Origin of the sequence: Mesorhizobium sp. CA14, assembly GCF_020165195.1 — a bacterium.
Taxonomy (GTDB): Bacteria; Pseudomonadota; Alphaproteobacteria; order Rhizobiales; family Rhizobiaceae; genus Mesorhizobium.
Genome location: NZ_JAIUHR010000001.1, coordinates 24198 through 41640, shown reverse-complemented (window position 1 = coordinate 41640; position 17443 = coordinate 24198). Strand labels below are relative to the sequence as shown.

The window sequence follows — 17443 nt, the reverse complement described above, 5'->3', positions numbered from 1 at the left end:
GCGGCGGATGTGACGATGGCGACGGCAAGCAGCGCGCAGCGCGAACCTTCCATGGAAGAGATACTGGCTTCCATCCGGAGGATCATTGAAGACAGCGACACCGGCCGCAAGCAGCCGGCCGAGGCCGGCGAGCTGCGCCAGGATCTGGAACCGGCCGCCGCTGCCGTATCCCCCGCGGCTGTGCCGAATGTCGAGGTTGGCGACTTTCGCTCCGAATTGCATGCCGACGCCCGCAAGCCGGTGACGCTGGCGGAAGTCCAAGCACAGCTTGCCGCGACCGATCCTGCGCTGACGCGCGCCGAGGCTCGCCACGAGCCGGTCAGGGCGGCGCCCGCGCCGACGACCTTGTCGGAGGTCGGGGCCAGGAGCGCCGCTCAATCGAGCGCGTCGCCGGCAGCGAGCAAGCCCGCGGCGGCAAATGCGCCGCAGACCGCCGGGACCATTGTCACCGATTGGCGGCGGGAAATCGCGGCGGCGGGCGGCAGCACGGTCACCGCTAAGCCGACCGCAAAGGCGCCGGAAGCCGCGCCGCGGGTCGAGATCGAGAAGGTCGAGATCGAGAAGGAAGAGGTTCGGCCGGCGACTGAAGCTTCCACGCAAGCAGGCGACTCCCAGGCATCCGAACCGGAGGCGCAGCCGGCTCGGCCTGCGATCCTTTCGGAACATACGGGCCGGCAGGTCGCCGCGGCCTTCGGCGAGCTTTCCGACGCTTTTGCCAGCCGCGGCAAGAAGAGTTTCGACGAGATGGCCGAGGAGATGCTGCGGCCGATGCTGCAGGATTGGCTCGACAACAATCTGCCGACGCTGGTCGAAAGGCTGGTGCGCGAGGAGATCGAGCGCGTGGCGCGCGGGGCGCAGTAGGCTGACGGAACACGCTGTCGGAGCGCCGCCTTGGGGCGGCGTTTTTGTTTAAGGCAGTCTGAAGCGTCGCTTGAAACGGATTCAATCGACGCGCTTAAGCTTCTGTTTTGATGCGTGTCGCTGTCTCCGCGCCGCTGCGCACTTGCCTGCGACTTGCATCGGGCGGGCACGCCATCGCGGAACCGGCGGCATTGCCCCTGGCCGCGGCAGGCCTATCTGTGAGGGCGATCGCAGTTCTCGCGGTTGACTCGGCCAAGACCTTCCGATTTACACCGGACGCTTGTTCCCGACAGTTCGGACTTCCTCCATGCTTGAAAAGACATACGACGCCAAAGCCGTCGAGCCGAAGATCGCCAAAATCTGGGAAGAGGCCGACGCCTTCCGGGCCGGCGCCGGCGCGGAGGAAGGGGCGGAAGCCTTCACCATCGTCATCCCGCCGCCGAATGTCACCGGCTCACTGCATATGGGCCATGCGCTCAACAATACGCTGCAGGATATTCTCGTGCGCTTCGAGCGCATGCGCGGCAAGAACGTGCTTTGGCAGCCCGGCATGGATCACGCCGGCATCGCCACGCAGATGGTGGTCGAGCGCCAGCTCATGGAAAAGCAGATCCACCGCCGCGATCTGACGCGCGAGCAGTTCATCGAGAAAGTCTGGGAGTGGAAGGCCGAATCCGGTGGCGCGATCTTCAACCAATTGAAGCGGCTCGGCGCCTCGGCCGATTGGTCGCGCGAACGCTTCACCATGGACGAGGGCCTGTCCGAGGCCGTGCTGGAGGTCTTCGTCACCCTCTATAAGGAAGGCCTCATCTACAAGGACAAGCGCCTTGTGAACTGGGACCCGAAGCTGCTCACCGCCATCTCCGACCTGGAGGTCGAGCAGCACGAGGTGAACGGCAATCTCTGGCACTTCCGCTATCCGATCGAAGGCGAGGCGTTCGACCCTGAGAACCCCAAGACCTTCATCACGGTCGCCACGACTCGTCCCGAGACGATGCTCGGCGACACGGCCGTGGCCGTGCATCCGGACGACGAGCGCTTCACCGACCTGGTCGGCCGCAACGTCGTGCTGCCGATCGTCGGCCGCAAGATACCGATCGTCGCCGACGAGTATTCCGATCCGGAAAAAGGCTCCGGCGCGGTCAAGATCACGCCGGCGCACGACTTCAACGATTTTGAGGTCGGCAAGCGCCACAAATTGCCGGCGATCAACATCCTGACGGTCGAAGCGGCCATCAAGCTGAAGGACAATGAGGACTTCCTCGCAGGTCTCGACGTCACGCCGGAGCGCCAGGCGGTGTGGGACGAGCTGGATGGCCTCGACCGTTTCACTGCCCGCAAGAAGATCGTCGAGTTGATGGAAGCTGGTGGCCTTGTGGAAAAGGTCGAGCCGCATCGCCATACCGTGCCGCATGGCGACCGCGGCGGCGTGCCGATCGAGCCGTTCCTGACCGACCAGTGGTATGTCAACGCCGCCGAGCTCGCCAAGCCGGCGATCGCCTCGGTGCGCGAGGGTCGCACCAACTTCCTGCCGAAGAACTGGGAAAAGACCTATTTCGACTGGATGGAGAACATTCAGCCCTGGTGCATCTCGCGCCAGCTCTGGTGGGGTCACCAGATCCCGGCCTGGTACGGGCCGGACGGGCACGTCTTCGTCGAGAAGACAGAGGAAGAGGCGTTAGCCGCGGCGGTCGAATATTACCTCGCGCTGGACGGGCCGTGGAAGGCCTGGGTCGAGGACAAGCTCGAGAACTTCCAGCCCGGCGAGATCCTGACCCGCGACGAGGACGTGCTCGACACCTGGTTCTCGTCGGCGCTGTGGCCGTTCTCGACGCTCGGCTGGCCCGACCAGACGCCCGAGCTCAAGACCTATTACCAGACCGACGTGCTGGTGACCGGCTTCGACATCATCTTCTTCTGGGTCGCCCGCATGATGATGATGGGCCTGCACTTCATGGACGAGGAGCCCTTCCACACCGTCTATGTGCATGCGCTGGTGCGCGACAAGAACGGGCAGAAGATGTCGAAGTCGAAAGGCAACGTCATCGATCCGCTCGACCTGATCGACGAATACGGCGCCGACGCGCTGCGCTTCACGCTGACCGTCATGGCGGCGCAGGGGCGCGACGTGAAGCTCGATCCGGCGCGCATCGCCGGCTACCGCAATTTCGGCACCAAGCTGTGGAACGCGACGCGCTTCGCCGAGATGAACGAAGTCGCGCGCGACGACGATTTCTGGCTGAACGACGCCAAGCTGCCGGTCAACCGCTGGATCCTGACCGAGCTGACGCGGGCGGCGCGCGCGGTCACTGAAGGCATCACCAGCTACCGGTTCAACGAGGCGGCGACTGCTGCCTACCGCTTCGTCTGGAACCTGTTCTGCGACTGGTATCTGGAACTGTTGAAGCCGGTGTTCATGGGCACGGACGAGGCCGCCAAAGCCGAGAGCCGGGCCTGCGTCGCTTTCGTGCTGGACGAGATCTACAAGCTCCTGCATCCGATGATGCCGTTCATGACCGAGGAGTTGTGGGCGCAGACCGCGGGCGAGGGCAAGGAGCGCTCCTCGCTGCTTTGCCATGCCGCCTGGCCGTCGCCCGACTTCGAGGACGAGGAGGCCGCCGCAGACGTCAACTGGCTTGTCGATCTTGTCTCGGGCATCCGCTCGGTGCGCTCGGAGATGAATGTGCCGCCGGCGGCGATCGCGCCGCTGATGGTGATCGGTGCCAACACGGCGACGCAGGAGCGGCTGGAGCGCCACGCCCAGGCGATCAAGCGGCTGGCGCGCGTCGGCGATATTGCGCTTGCCGATGCAACGCCCAAGGGCTCGGCCCAGATCGTGCTCAACGAGGCGACGGTGAGCCTGCCGCTCGGCAGCCTGATCGACCTCAAGGCCGAGGCTGCACGGCTGCAGAAGGAACTGGCCAAGGTGACCGAGGAGATCGCGCGCCTGCACAAGAAGCTCTCGAACGAAAAGTTCGTCGCCAACGCGCCGGAAGAAGTGGTCGAGGCCGAGCGCGAGAAACTCGCCGAATATCGCGAGGCGCAGGAGAAGCTTTCGGTGGCTTTGACCAGGGTGCGCGACGCCGGCTGAGCGGTAAGATTCGGCCTCACGGAGGAGGCGCTTTCCGGTACGTTAGCTGCCTCGAAAACGAGCGTGCCGCTACGTTAATTTTGACGTAAACGGAAAGTTTGCGCCCCATTGTTGCCATAATGTAACAATGGGGCTCGTCTGCCCTGAAATCGGCTGTTTTTGCCCTGTTTTGGGTGATTTTTGGATTTTTTCAGCCCTTTTGAGGTCAGCCGGTGTGGTTCAGGCGCCAGCTGCGGCGCCGATCACCATGGCAAAAATACGTGCTGTCAAGGTGTACATGTACAACTCTTGAAAACGTTGTTGCGTCGTTAACCCGAATTGGTTCTAGCTTGAGCCACTTGTATTTCGGGGAGGGATTTCCATGAACATCTTGCGGCTCAAAGCTCTGGCGGGGGCAGGCTGCTTTTCGATCGCTTTGATCGGCGCCGCGATGCATCCCGCGCATGCCGGCGGCCTGGAGCGCGGCGGCTACGACATCGACCTGCTTTTCGATCCCGCGCCGGTCGCGACGGAGGCGGAAGCAACCTATGTGATGCCGGATCGCAAGTACAAGAATGCGAAGGGACCGTTCGGCGCTGATCTAGGCTTAGGCACTACGGCTGACGGAGCGGAGCCGTATTGGGTGCCGCGCATCGGCGTCAAAGCCCAAGTTGTCCAAGGCGTCGACTGCATGGTCGACTACTCGCAGCCTTGGGGCGCACATACAGCGCCAGGTCTGTGGAACGGTGCGGTTTCCAACGTCGAGACCGATATCAAGAGCAACAACTACGCCGGTACCTGCTCTTACAAGTTTGATGCAGGCAAGGGCCAGCTCCGCTTCATCGGCGGCGTGTTCTACCAGGATATTTCAGGCTTCAAGGAAAGCTTGGTCGGCTTCACTCCCCTCGGACAACCAGTGCTTGGCCGCGTCGATCTGGAAGCCAGTGGTTGGGGGTGGCGCGCCGGCGTTGCATACGAAATCCCCGAGATCGCACTTCGCGCCAGCTTGGTCTACAATTCGCAGGTCAAGCTCGACAACATCGCCGGTACGCTGACGGCACCGTCGGTGCCTACGGGCTCTACGCCTATCTACGGCAGCACGCAGTACATGCCGGACTCGGTGGAACTGAAATTGCAGTCCGGCATCGCTCCAGGCTGGCTTGCTTTCGGTTCGATCAAATGGGTGAACTGGAGTGTGCTGCAGAGTGTTCCGATCTGTCCGACCCTCTTCGCTCCATCGGCGTCCTGCTTCACGAATGGTCCGGGAGAGGTAACTTCGCTTGACCTGATGTATCGAGACGGTTGGACCGTTTCGGGCGGTATCGGCCATAAGTTCAACGATCAGTGGAGCGCCGCCGCTCAGCTCAGCTGGGATCGTGGCACTTCGCATGGCTATGGTGCCCAAACCGACACTTGGACGCTCGGCGGTGGGGTTGCATATACACCGCAACCCAACATCGAGGTGCGCCTAGCCGGTGCCATTGGTGTGCTGACCAGCGGTCACTCCGGCATATTGATTGGCGAGAACGGTAAGATTGTTGGTGCGGACGCAAGTTACGATTTCGGCAACGATCTGATCACGGCGATCTCGGGCGGAATCAAGATCAAGTTCTAAGTTTCTGAAAACTCATCAAAAAGGTCGGGCGCCGCCCGGCCTTTTTTAGTTGGGCGACTGTTGCTTGGCTTCGCCCTTCCGCCCGCTGTTGCAGATTCGCGTCACAACCGGCGCCCGATACGATTGTGACGTTTTGGCAACAGTTTATGAACAACCCCCGCGCTAAAAGGCTTGCCGAGGGAACTGCCCATTTCCCGCCATAAACCCGGAGCACCCGAGATAGGTCTCGGGACGCGTGCCAGGTTGGCCCGGCGATGGGACCGGCCGCGGGGTGTGCGGCAAGGACGATGATGGACGCCAAGGCAATCTCCAAGGCCAAGCTGCCCAGCCGCTACGTGACCGAAGGTCCGGCGCGGGCGCCGCATCGCTCGTATCTTTATGCCATGGGCCTGTCGGCGGCCGAGATCGCGCAGCCGCTGGTCGGAGTCGCGAGCTGCTGGAACGAAGCTGCGCCCTGCAACATCTCGCTGATGCGCCAGGCGCAGGTGGTCAAGAAGGGCGTGGCGGCCGCCAACGGCACGCCGCGGGAATTCTGCACCATCACCGTCACCGACGGCATCGCCATGGGCCACCAGGGCATGAAGTCGTCGCTGGTGTCGCGCGAGGTCATCGCCGATTCGGTCGAGCTCACCATGCGCGGCCATTGCTACGACGCCCTTGTCGGCCTTGCCGGCTGCGACAAGTCGCTGCCCGGCATGATGATGGCGATGGTGCGCCTCAACGTGCCGTCGATCTTCATCTATGGCGGCTCGATCCTGCCCGGCAGCTATCGCGGCCGGCAGATCACCGTGCAGGACGTGTTCGAGGCGGTCGGCCAGCATTCGGTCGGCACGATCAGCGACGCCGAGCTGCTCGAGATCGAGCAGGCGGCCTGTCCTTCAGCCGGTTCCTGCGGCGCCCAGTTTACCGCCAACACCATGGCCACCGTCGCCGAGGCGATCGGCCTGGCGCTGCCCTATTCCTGCGGCGCGCCGGCGCCCTACGAAATGCGCGACCGCTTCAATTTCGCCTCGGGCGAAAAGGTTATGGAACTGATCGCCAAAAATATCCGGCCGCGCGACATCGTCACGCGCAAGGCGCTGGAGAACGCGGCGACCGTGGTGTCCGCCACCGGCGGCTCGACCAACGCGGCGCTGCATTTGCCGGCGATCGCGCATGAGGCCGGCATCAAGTTCGATCTTTTCGACGTGGCGGCGATCTTCGAGAAGACGCCTTATATCGCCGACCTCAAGCCCGGCGGCAAATATGTCGCCAAGGACATGTTCGAGGCCGGCGGCATTCCGCTCCTGATGAAGACGCTGCTCGACCACGGTTATCTGCATGGCGACTGCATGACGGTCACCGGCCGCACTTTGGCCGAAAATATGGAGCACGTTTCCTGGAATGAGAGCCAGGATGTTGTGCGTCCCGCCAATCGGCCAATCACCAAGACAGGCGGCGTTGTGGGCTTGAAGGGCAACCTTGCCCCCGAAGGCGCGATCGTGAAGATCGCGGGCATGTCGGAACTGAAATTCTCAGGCCCGGCGCACTGCTTCGATTCGGAAGAGGAATGCTTCGAAGCAGTCACGCAGCGCAACTATCAGGAAGGCGAGGTTCTCGTCATCCGCTACGAGGGGCCGCGCGGCGGTCCCGGGATGCGCGAGATGCTGTCGACGACGGCGGCGCTCTACGGCCAGGGCATGGGCGGCAAGGTGGCGCTGATCACCGACGGGCGCTTCTCCGGCGCCACGCGCGGCTTCTGCATCGGCCATGTCGGGCCGGAGGCTGCGGTCGGCGGGCCTATCGGGCTGATCAAGGATGGCGACTTGATCTCGATCGACGCCGAGAAAGGCACGATCGAGGTGGCCCTGTCGGACGCGGAACTGGCGGCCCGGGCAAAGAGTTGGAAGCCGCGCAAGACCGACTACCAGTCCGGCGCGATCTGGAAATATGCGCAAACCGTAGGGTCGGCCCGCGACGGCGCGGTGACACATCCGGGTGCCGCCAAAGAGACGCACTGTTATGCGGACATCTGAGGTGTTGAGGTCGTCTGTTTTTTCGGCACTGGTCGCTCTTGCGACCTTGGGCGCCGTCGGGCAGGCCATGGCCTTCGACGACAAGGTGTTCGACGACAAGACCGGCGTGAAGCCGCAGTCGAGCCCTTGGGCGGTGTTCCAGTTCGGCTTCTCCGCTTACAAGAGCGGCCACAAGGACCAGGCGGTTGAGGCCTATAAATACGCCGCCGAGAACGGCCAGATCGGCGCCACCTGGAAGCTTGCGCGCATGTATGCCGAGGGCGACGGCGTGACGCGCGATGACTATGCCGCCTTCAAGTTCTTCTCGGAGATCGTCGACCAGGATGTCGAGCCCGGCTCGCCGGAAGAAAGCTATGTGTCGGACGCCCTGGTGGCCCTGGGCGATTATCTGCGCAAGGGCATTCCCGGCACGCCGGTCGAGGAGAACGACGTCGCGGCGCAGGAATACTACATGCGCGCCGCCGCCAACTACCGCAATCCGAACGCCCAGTTCGAGATCGGCCGCATGTTCCTCAAGGGCGAGGGCGGCGTGAAGGCCAGCGTCAAGCAGGCGGGCCGTTGGCTGCAACTCGCCGCCGAGAAGGGTCATGCCGGCGCGCAGGCGACGCTCGGCAATCTCCTGTTCCAGAGCGGTAAGGTCGTGCGCGGGTTGGCGATGATGACGGCCGCGCTTGAGCGGGCTCCGGCGGCCGACCAGCCCTGGATCCGCAATATGCAGGAAGAGGCTTTCGCCGCGGCCGGCGAGGCCGATCGCCGGACGGCGATCTCGCTCGCCGACGATATCCTGACCAAGGGCAACAACGGCGACCAGTAAGCGCGGGTTTGGCGATAGCGTGCATGGCAGCTTGGCGCATCCATTGTCCAATGTAGCGCTGGTCGACCCCTGCTCCGTCTCGGCTTCGCCGAGCCATCTCCCCCCAATCGACGGGGTAGAGGAAGGCGCCAAGCTTTTTACCGTCAACGCTCCGTCCAGCAACGCTCTCTTCCTCTCCCTCCGGAGGGGGAACCACGTGGCAATCAAGCCTCGGCCTGATCCAGTCACGCCAGTCACAGAAGATGTGTGCATAACGTAACCTGGATGGTGGGGAGATCAGCGAAGCCTCAGTTCTCGGTCGGCTCCGTCGGTGTCGGACCGGGCGTCGGGGTCGAGATCGATGTCGGGTGCGATTTTGGCGCGTCTCCCGGACATTCGTCCTTGATCTTCGTCCAGGACGTGTTGTTGAGAACCATGTCGCAACGGGCGAGATAGCTTTCGCCGTCCAGCGTCAGGCACGCCGTCTGGCCGACATTGAAGGACTTGCCGTTGGCCAGACAGGTCGGTGCCGCCAGCGATGGCGTCGGCGCGGCAAGCGCCAAAGCAAGGCCGACCGGCCGCAAAAGAAATCGGATCGCCATTCAACCCCCACAGCAGTCCGCATCAAAGACGGGATTTGTGGCGATACTGGGGTCCGGGAGCCTTGTAACGTCTCAGGCGGGCTGCAGGTTAAGGTCGATCGCGACCGGCACGTGGTCGGAAGGCTTTTCCCAGGCGCGGACGTGCTTTTCCACCGAGGCCGACGAGAAGCGGTTGGCGGCTTCGGGCGAGAGCAGCAGGTGGTCGATGCGGATGCCGTTGTTCTTCTGCCAGGCGCCGGCCTGATAATCCCAGAAGGTGTAGACGCCGGCCGAGTCGGTTACGGAGCGAACCGCTTCGGTGAAGCCGAGATTCTTCAGCCGGCGGAAGGCTTGCCTCGTTTGCGGCTGGAACAGCGCGTCGCCCTGCCAGTTTTCGGGGAACCGGGCATCGGCGGGTTCCGGGATGACGTTGTAGTCGCCGGCCAGCACCAGTGCTTCCTCGAGCCGCAGCCGCTCTTCCGCCCAGCGCTCCAACCGCGCCATCCAGGCGAGCTTGTAGGAAAACTTCCGTTCATCGTCGACCGGATTGCCGTTGGGCAGATAAAGCGAAGCGACGCGCAGGGCGCCCTGGTCGGTGGAAAAAACGCCTTCGATGAAGCGGGCATGGTCATCCGCTTCGTCGCCCGGCAAGCCGCGATTGACCTCGTCGAAGGGAAGCTTCGATAGAAGAGCGACGCCGTTAAAACTCTTCTGGCCGTTGGTCTCGACATTGTAGCCCAGCGCCTCGATCTCGGCGCGCGGGAACTGGTCGTCGACCGTCTTGATCTCCTGCAGGCAGACGATGTCCGGCGCGCTCTCGGTCAGCCAATGGGTGAGGTTGCCGATACGGGCGCGAACGCCGTTGATATTCCAGGTGACGATCTTCATGAGGACCTCAATGCTCTTCGGACGGCAGGCGTTCGACGAGGCCGATCGTATTGCCTGCGGGGTCCTTTAGAAAGGCCATCCATTCGCTTTCCCCGCCGGGCCGAACTGCCCCTCGGTGTCGCGGTGGACGAGCGTTGGCGGCGCGGTGAAGGGAATGCCTGCGGCTTTCGCCTCGGCGTGGAAGGTTTCGAGGCCGGCGATGTCGAAATAGACGGTGCCGGCCGGAACGCCGTCGGTGAAGAGCAGGCGTACATCGCCGGCCATAATGAAGGCAATACCGGGCGGGTCGTAGCGGGCGTGCAGGTTCAGACTGAGCACGTCGCGCCAGAAAGCAAGCGTCGCATCGAGATCGCGGCCAGCCGAGAGCGCGACCTGACGGACCGCGCCGATGGCAGGCATTGGGCTATATGGAGAAGCTAGTGCCGCAGCCGCAGGAGGCGACCGCGTTCGGGTTCCTGATCTGGAAGGACTGGCCCATCAGGTCGTCGACGAAATCGATCACCGAGCCGCCCATATACACCAGCGACAGGTCGTCGATCAGGATGGTCGCGCCGTCCTTCTCGATGGCGACATCGTCATCGTTGCGATCGCCGACCAAGTCGAATTTGTAGGAAAAACCGGAGCAGCCGCCGCCTTCGACGGAAACGCGCAGCGCCGTCTTGCCTGGTTCGCCGGAGACAATCCTGGCAATCCGCTTTGCCGCGGCGTCGGTCATTTCGACCTTCATGGCAGTCTTGGCATCCGCGCCCATCGGCGTCACCTTGCTTTCGGTTTCACATGATAGGTATGAAGCGGGCAAGCCTGAGTCAACTGGTGGATCAATGGACGAGCGGCAGGGCAAGGGTGCTCTCGGCGACATCGGGTTCGGCGACCGGCCGCGCGCGGCCTATGCGAGCGATCCGGCGCGCTCGCGCGGACGCCTGTTCGACGAGCCGGAAAGCCCGACCCGCACACCGTTCCAGCGCGACCGCGACCGCATCATCCATTCCACCGCCTTTCGCCGGCTGAAGCACAAGACGCAGGTGTTCGTCGCACATGAGGGCGATCACTACCGCACACGGCTGACGCATTCGATCGAAGTGGCGCAGATCGCCCGCGCGCTTGCGCGGGCAGTGCGCGGCGACGAGGACCTCGCGGAAGCCGTGGCTCTTGTCCACGATTTCGGCCACACGCCCTTCGGGCATACCGGCGAGGACGCGCTCAACGAGAAGATGGCGGCCTGGGGCGGCTTCGATCACAACGCGCAGTCGCTGCGGGTCGTGACGCGGCTTGAGCGGCGCTATGCCGAATTCGACGGGCTGAACCTCACCTGGGAAACGCTGGAGGGACTGGTCAAGCACAACGGCCCGTTGACCGACGCGGGCGGGAAGGGGCTCAAAGGCCCGGTGCCGCAAGCGATCCGCGACTATTCGGAACTGCACGACCTCGAGCTCGACCGCTTCGCCGGCATCGAGGCGCAGTGCGCCGCGATCGCCGACGACATCGCCTACAACACCCATGACATCGACGACGGCCTGCGCGCCGGCCTGCTGACGCTGGACATGCTGGGAGAGGTCGGCCTGCCAGGCTCGATCCTGAATGGCGTGCGCGCCAAATATCCCCAGCTCGACGATGTCCGCACCGGCCACGAGCTGATGCGCCGGCAGATCACACTGATGGTCGAGGATGTCATCGCGTCGACCGCCGCCAATATCGAGCGCCTGAAGCCGGACAGCGCCGATGCGGTGCGCGCTGCGGGCGAGACCCTGGTGACGTTTTCGGCAGGCATGGCGGCGGCCGAGAAGGAACTGAAGGCTTTCCTCTACAAGCATCTCTACCGGCACCCGGACGTGATGCGGGTGCGGACCGATGCCGAGCGCATCGTGCGCGAGCTGTTCGACGTCTATTTCGCCGATCCGCGCGCCATGCCGGATGGCTGGCGCGAAGGGCTCGACCGGGCCGAGGATCGTATCAAGGCGCGCAGCGTCGCCGACTTCCTGGCCGGCATGACCGACACCTATGCCTTGAAGGAACATCGCCGTCTGTTTGACCATACGCCCGATTTAAGCTAGGGCGAGCCTCGATTTTGCCGGCCATCGAGCCGGTTGCCTCTTAAAGCCCAGAGCACTACCAATGAATATCTTCGCCGATTTCAACGCGCGGATCGTAAAGGCCGTCGAAGCCCTTGACCTGAAGGACAAGGACGGGGGCGCGCTCGACTTGTCGCGTATCGCGGTCGAGCCGCCGCGTGATGCAAGCCATGGCGACCTTGCCACCAACGCGGCGATGGTGCTGGCCAAGCCAACCGGCCAGAACCCACGCGCGCTTGCCGACAAACTCGCCGAAGCGCTGCGGGGCGACGCTGATGTTGCCTCGGCCGAGATTGCCGGGCCTGGCTTCGTCAATCTCAGGCTCAAGGACGGGTTCTGGCACGCGCATTTGGCGGCGCTGCTCGGCGAGGGACGCAACTACGGCCGCTCGACCATCGGCGGCGGCCGCAAGGCCAATGTCGAATATGTTTCGGCCAACCCGACCGGCCCCATGCATGTCGGCCATTGCCGCGGCGCCGTGGTCGGCGACACGCTTGCCAATCTGATGGCCTTCGCCGGCTACGACGTGACCAAGGAATATGTCATCAACGACGCCGGCTCGCAGATCGACGTGCTCGGCCGCTCAGCGTTCCTGCGTTACCGCGAGGCGCTTGGCGACGACATCGGCGAGATCCCGTCTGGTCTCTATCCGGGCGACTATCTGGTCCCCGTTGGCCAGGCGCTGGCCAAGGAATTCGGCCGCGGCCTGCTGCAAATGCCGGAAGATGAGGCGCTGGCGATCGTCAAGGACCGCACCGTCGATGCGATGATGGCGATGATCCGCGAGGATCTGGCGCTGCTCAACGTGCATCACGACGTATTCTTCTCCGAGCGCACGCTGCATGCCGACAACGCCAAGAAGATCCGGGCGGCGATCGCCGACCTTACGCTCAAGGGACATATCTACAAGGGCAAGCTGCCGCCGCCCAAGGGCGAGAAGCCGGACGATTGGGAAGACCGCGAGCAGACGCTGTTCCGCTCGACCGCGGTCGGCGACGACATGGACCGGGCGCTGGTCAAGTCGGACGGTTCGTTCACCTATTTCGCCGCCGACGTCGCCTATCTGAAGGACAAGGTCGAGCGCGGCTTCGTCGATCTGATCTATGTGCTCGGCGCCGACCATGGCGGCTATGTGAAGCGACTCGAGGCGCTGGCGCGGGCAGTTGCCGGCGATAAGGTCAAGCTCACCGTGCTGCTTTGCCAGCTCGTAAAACTGTTCCGCGACGGCGAGCCGGTCCGGATGTCGAAGCGGTCCGGCGATTTCATCACTCTGCGGGAGGTCGTGGAGGAGGTCGGCCGCGACCCGATCCGTTTCATGATGCTTTACCGCAAGAATGACGCGCCGCTCGATTTCGACTTCGCCAAGGTGACCGAGCAGTCGAAAGACAATCCGGTGTTCTACGTGCAGTATGCGTCGGCGCGCTGCCATTCCGTCTTCAGGCAGGCGAGCGAGCAGCTCGGCGAGGCGAATTTCGACCGAAACCGGCTCGCGGCCTCGGTGGCGGCGCTGGCCGACGAGGGCGAAATCGCGCTGATCCGGAAGCTGGCTGAATATCCGCGGCTGATCGAGTCCGCGGCGCTTTCGCTGGAGCCGCACCGGCTCGCATTCTACCTCTACGATCTGGCTTCCGGCTTCCATGCACAGTGGAATCGCGGCAACGATAATGCGGACTTACGTTTTGTTAAGGTTAACGACCGAGAATCAACCTATGCCAGACTAGGGCTGGTGCAGGCTGTTTCGGATGTCTTGACCTCCGGCCTGACGCTTATCGGGGCAGACGCGCCCATCGAAATGCGTTAGGTTTAACTAAAAAACCTGTCACCTTTTGCCCACATTGCGCTGGTAAGGGCCAACCCTGCGCGACGTCCATGGCGTCCGACTGTGTGCGAGTTCGGGAACAATAATGGCAGACAGAACCCCGCTGAAAGTAGCCGACCACAACGACATCGCCGACGATGATCCGTTCGCGGAGCTGACCCGGATCATGGGTTTCGACCCGCGCCAGCCGGTGAGGCAGCCGGTCCCAGCGGTCGAGAAGGCCATGCCGGCCAATCAGGCCGTGGAGGCTGACGATTTCGACATCGACCTCGAGAAGGAGTTGATGGGCGAGTTCGATTCCGTCGAGGAAAGCGCGCCGGTCGCTCAACAGGCTGCATTGCATCAGATCGGCAATGAGCCGACCTTCGAGGCTGCCAGCGCCGCCGCGAATGACGACGAGCTTACCGCGTCCTTCGAACAGGATTTCGTGTTCGACGACGCGGCGGATTATGCCGACTTCGCCGTGGCCCGTGCGCCGGAGCCGGATTTTGCGCCGGAGCTGCACGTCGCGCCCGAGCCGGAAGTCGCGTCGGCGGCGCATTTCACGCCGGAGCCGCATGTCGCGCCGGAGCCAGAAGCTCCCGAGCCGGAAGTCGGTTTTGACGATGATTTCGACAAGGCGGTCGCCAGTTCGCTGGATGTGTCGGCGCTCGAAGACGAGCTTCCGATCGATCAGGAAATGGCGGCCTCGCTGGACCAGGATTTTCAGCTCGATCATCACCGATACGCCAACCATCACGAGCCGGCTGACGCTCGTCAGGACGCCGTCGAAGCTCTGCAGGCTGCGAGCGAAGAGGCCTTCGACGCCGATTTCGACAATGCGGTCCAAATGTCGCTCGAAGACGAGCTGTCGTTCGAGAGCCACGAGCCGGAGCAGCACGCGCAGGCCGCCGAGCCGGTCGAAGCTCATGCAGACGCCCCGCTGATTTCCGAGGATGATTTTGTCGGTCATTTCGATCAGGCGATGACCGATATCGATATGGATCCCGGCCAGGACCAGGAGGTTCAGGAGCCGGAGCTGTCGTTTGACGACGAGCCGGCGCCGATGATCGCCTCGCCGGTCGAGACGGCCCACTTTGCTGCTGAGCCAGAACCCGTCGCGCCCGAACCTTCCAATGCGGCGACCCTCGATGATGATTTCGAGCTGAGCTTTCGCGATGCGTTGAACGACGAGCCGCAAGCTCCGGCCGTCGAGCCCGTTGCCACGTTGCAGCCGACCGTCGCCGAGGCGGCTCCCGTCGTCGCCGCTTCGGTTCCGCCGGTCGCCGCCGCTCCGGTTCCGCCGGTCGCCACCGTTGAGCCGGTGAAGCCGGCTGCCAGCGAACGCAGCCTGGAGGACGAGCTCAATGCGCTGCTCGGCGCCATGACCGCGCGGCCGATGCCGGCAATCAAGGAGCCTGCTTACGCCCCACGGCTGGTTGCGGAACCCGAGAGCCGCCAGGTGAGCGGGAAGGCGGCAGCCGACGATCTCGATTGGGATATCGACGAGCACCAGCCGGCGCAGAACGGGCAGAGCGCTCAGCCGGTCGATGGCGATCTAGATGACTTGCTCGCCGACGAGCTCGATCGACAGGGTTTTGCGGCCCCCGCCGAGACCGAGTCTTCCAAGCCCGAGCCTTCCAAGACCGAGCCTTCGGCGACCGAACCGGGCATTGATTTCGACGACGACGCCTTCGACGCTGCTTTCGCCCGGAGTATCGAGGCCGAGCAGGAGGCCGCCCGGGCGAAGTCTCCGGCAAACTCATCCGATTGGCTGCATTCCGCCGAGCCGGCAAGGTCATGGAGTCGCTCGACCCCGACCGCCGCCCCCCCGGCGCAAGCTTCGTTCGCCGCGCAGCCGGCGCCCTCGGCGCCGGTGCAGGTGGCAGCGCCTTTGGCACCGGTGCAGATGGCGGCGCCGATCTATCGCAGCGAACCGGAAGTAGATTATGCCGCCTACGCCAAGCCGGCGCCTTCGCCACAGGCTCGCCGGCATGAGGACGTGCCGGATGTGGAGACCGTCGATGTGCCGGAGCGCGTGGTAGCGCTCGCGGACGACCTCGACATTCCGGAGCTCAGCTTCGAGGAAGATCAGCCCGCGGCCTCCGCCTATGACGATCTCGATGCGGAATTTGCCAGCCTGCTCACCGATATGAACGCGACGGAGATCGCATCGGCGCCCGCACAGAGCCGCGGCTATGACGATGAATCCTACAATGCCGGTTTCAACGGCTACGACCGTCGCGACTTGCGTGCCGAGACTCCGGCGGCTCCGGCAGCCCCAGCTTCGTTCGCCGTCGCCAACGATTACGACGCCGACGATCTGCCCGGCAGCCGGCCGGTTTCGCAGCAGGACGACTTCGCCAGCGAAGAGCTCGATTACGATCCTGAGCTCGAAGAAGCGATGGCAATCCCCGGACTTGGCGAGCGCGAGGCGGCGCAGCCGCGCCGGCGCGGCATGATGGTCGCGGCGCTCGTCGGCGCCGTGGTGGTTTTCGGCGGCCTTGGCGCGCTGGCCTTCTCCTTCGGCGGCAAAGGCGGCAGCGAGGCCCCGGTGATCGTCAAGGCCGACAATTCGCCGATCAAAGTGAAGCCGGAAAATCCGGGCGGTACGGTCGTGCCGAACCAGGACAACAAGGTTTATGACGCGGTGGCCAAGGGCGGCGGCGCGGCGAAGTCCGCCGAGCCGGTGCAGCAGAAGCTGGTGAACACCACCGAGCAGCCCGTGGACCTGGCCCCGAAGGAGCCGCCGCAGAGCCGCGTGGTAGACCTTTCGCCCAAGGATAACGACGCTGCCGCCGGCACCGATGCCGCCGACAATGCAGACGCAGCGCTGCCCGGCGTCGCGCAAGCCGTTGCGCCCGCAAGCGCACAGCCTGCCGCGCCGGCAAGCGCACAACCGGCCGCGGCGGCAAGCACGCAGCCGGCCGCGCCGGCGCCGAAGTCGGAAGATCGCATCGCCCAGGTGCTGCAGCAGGATGCCGAGAACACCGCCAACAACGATGTCGTCGCCGTCGCGCCGCGCAAGGTGAAGACGATGATGGTGAAGCCTGATGGCTCGCTGGTGCCGCGTGAGGATCCGGCCCCGGCCGCGCCGAAGGTCGCGGCGGCCGAGCCGAGCGATCCGGCGCCGCAGCATGTCGCGCCGGCCTCCGACGGCCAGCAGACGGGAACCGTGGCTTCCGATGCGGGTCAGGCTAATGCGGGCCAGGCCGATATGGGCCAGGCCGATGCGGCGACCGTCAAGCCGGTGAAGCCCGCCAAGAAGGCTGAAGCCAAGGCGCAGTCGGCCAACACGCCGGCGACGGTGCCGGTGGCGCCGGCGCGTCCGTCCGACCAGCCGGTCGATATCGTCGGCGAGGTCAAGCCGGACCAGGTCGCTTCCATCGATCCGGCGGCGGCAGCCGGCGGCGGCTCGTGGTCGATGCAGATTGCCTCTCAGCCGACGGTCGAGAGCGCGCAGTCGACCTATCAGGACCTGCAGCGTCGCTATGGCAGCGTGCTCTCCGGCCGCACCGCCAACATCGTCAAGGCCGAGGTCGCGGGCAAGGGTACCTTCTACCGCGTCCGCGTTCCGGCCCAGTCGCGCAACGATGCGATCAACCTTTGCACCAGCTACAAGGCCGCCGGAGGCAACTGCTTCGTATCGCGCTAACCGATCCAGCCTTTCAAAGCCGGCGCCGTCGCAAGGCCGCGCCGGCTTTTCGTTGTGGACGGTTGTGGGCTTTGGCTGGTCCGAGGGCAGGGATGATT

The 17443-nt window shown here is 64.2% G+C and carries 11 protein-coding genes and 1 pseudogene; 8 read left to right on the top strand and 4 right to left on the bottom strand.

Going from position 1 to position 17443, the window contains the following annotated elements; all coding sequences use genetic code 11:
* The first annotated feature begins 15 nt into the window (after positions 1 to 15).
* From LB565_RS00200 to LB565_RS00180, 5 genes are all read left to right on the top strand, one after another.
* Positions 16 to 861: a PopZ family protein gene (locus LB565_RS00200; RefSeq protein WP_224581205.1), complete on the top strand. Its 846-nt coding sequence runs from the start codon at positions 16 to 18 to the stop codon at positions 859 to 861.
* Between the two features lie 307 nt (positions 862 to 1168).
* A complete protein-coding gene (locus LB565_RS00195) occupies positions 1169 to 3952 on the top strand; it encodes a valine--tRNA ligase (RefSeq protein ID WP_224581204.1) in 2784 nt (927 codons plus the stop codon).
* 361 nt (positions 3953 to 4313) lie between these two features.
* Entirely contained in the window at positions 4314 to 5546 is a 1233-nt protein-coding gene (locus LB565_RS00190; protein ID WP_224581203.1) for an OmpP1/FadL family transporter, read from the top strand.
* Positions 5547 to 5836: 290 nt separating this feature from the next.
* A complete protein-coding gene (ilvD, locus tag LB565_RS00185; protein ID WP_224581537.1) occupies positions 5837 to 7561 on the top strand; it encodes a dihydroxy-acid dehydratase in 1725 nt (574 codons plus the stop codon).
* Positions 7548 to 8375 (top strand): tetratricopeptide repeat protein, encoded by an 828-nt coding sequence (locus LB565_RS00180; RefSeq protein WP_224581202.1) that lies wholly within the window; start codon positions 7548 to 7550, stop codon positions 8373 to 8375. The genes ilvD and LB565_RS00180 overlap by 14 nt, the downstream gene beginning before the upstream one ends.
* A gap of 287 nt (positions 8376 to 8662) precedes the next feature.
* On the opposite strand, the gene LB565_RS00175 is transcribed toward LB565_RS00180, so the two are convergent.
* The 4 genes and pseudogenes from LB565_RS00175 to erpA form a co-directional block, all read right to left on the bottom strand.
* Positions 8663 to 8956, bottom strand: a complete 294-nt coding sequence (locus LB565_RS00175; protein ID WP_224581201.1) for a hypothetical protein — start codon at positions 8954 to 8956, stop codon at positions 8663 to 8665.
* A gap of 72 nt (positions 8957 to 9028) precedes the next feature.
* The gene (xth, locus tag LB565_RS00170) at positions 9029 to 9823 is read right to left on the bottom strand and encodes an exodeoxyribonuclease III (RefSeq protein WP_224581200.1); all 795 of its coding nucleotides are present in this window, start codon (positions 9821 to 9823) and stop codon (positions 9029 to 9031) included.
* A 7-nt stretch (positions 9824 to 9830) separates the two neighbouring features.
* Positions 9831 to 10222, bottom strand: a pseudogene (locus LB565_RS00165) (VOC family protein).
* A 4-nt stretch (positions 10223 to 10226) separates the two neighbouring features.
* Entirely contained in the window at positions 10227 to 10574 is a 348-nt protein-coding gene (erpA, locus tag LB565_RS00160) for an iron-sulfur cluster insertion protein ErpA (RefSeq protein WP_042644753.1), read from the bottom strand.
* A 70-nt stretch (positions 10575 to 10644) separates the two neighbouring features.
* Between erpA and LB565_RS00155 the strand changes: the two genes are divergently transcribed.
* From LB565_RS00155 to LB565_RS00145, 3 genes are all read left to right on the top strand, one after another.
* Positions 10645 to 11874: a deoxyguanosinetriphosphate triphosphohydrolase gene (locus LB565_RS00155; RefSeq protein ID WP_224581199.1), complete on the top strand. Its 1230-nt coding sequence runs from the start codon at positions 10645 to 10647 to the stop codon at positions 11872 to 11874.
* A gap of 61 nt (positions 11875 to 11935) precedes the next feature.
* The gene (gene argS, locus LB565_RS00150; RefSeq protein ID WP_224581198.1) at positions 11936 to 13693 is read left to right on the top strand and encodes an arginine--tRNA ligase; all 1758 of its coding nucleotides are present in this window, start codon (positions 11936 to 11938) and stop codon (positions 13691 to 13693) included.
* A gap of 103 nt (positions 13694 to 13796) precedes the next feature.
* Entirely contained in the window at positions 13797 to 17345 is a 3549-nt protein-coding gene (locus tag LB565_RS00145; protein ID WP_224581197.1) for an SPOR domain-containing protein, read from the top strand.
* Positions 17346 to 17443: the final 98 nt, after the last annotated feature.

Coding starts and splice junctions, on each gene's coding strand:
- LB565_RS00200 (WP_224581205.1), top strand. CDS start 16: ATGGCGACGGCAAGCAGCGCGCAGCGCGAACCTTCCATGGAAGAGATA.
- LB565_RS00195 (WP_224581204.1), top strand. CDS start 1,169: ATGCTTGAAAAGACATACGACGCCAAAGCCGTCGAGCCGAAGATCGCC.
- LB565_RS00190 (WP_224581203.1), top strand. CDS start 4,314: ATGAACATCTTGCGGCTCAAAGCTCTGGCGGGGGCAGGCTGCTTTTCG.
- ilvD (WP_224581537.1), top strand. CDS start 5,837: ATGGACGCCAAGGCAATCTCCAAGGCCAAGCTGCCCAGCCGCTACGTG.
- LB565_RS00180 (WP_224581202.1), top strand. CDS start 7,548: ATGCGGACATCTGAGGTGTTGAGGTCGTCTGTTTTTTCGGCACTGGTC.
- LB565_RS00175 (WP_224581201.1), bottom strand. CDS start 8,956: ATGGCGATCCGATTTCTTTTGCGGCCGGTCGGCCTTGCTTTGGCGCTT.
- xth (WP_224581200.1), bottom strand. CDS start 9,823: ATGAAGATCGTCACCTGGAATATCAACGGCGTTCGCGCCCGTATCGGC.
- erpA (WP_042644753.1), bottom strand. CDS start 10,574: ATGGGCGCGGATGCCAAGACTGCCATGAAGGTCGAAATGACCGACGCC.
- LB565_RS00155 (WP_224581199.1), top strand. CDS start 10,645: ATGGACGAGCGGCAGGGCAAGGGTGCTCTCGGCGACATCGGGTTCGGC.
- argS (WP_224581198.1), top strand. CDS start 11,936: ATGAATATCTTCGCCGATTTCAACGCGCGGATCGTAAAGGCCGTCGAA.
- LB565_RS00145 (WP_224581197.1), top strand. CDS start 13,797: ATGGCAGACAGAACCCCGCTGAAAGTAGCCGACCACAACGACATCGCC.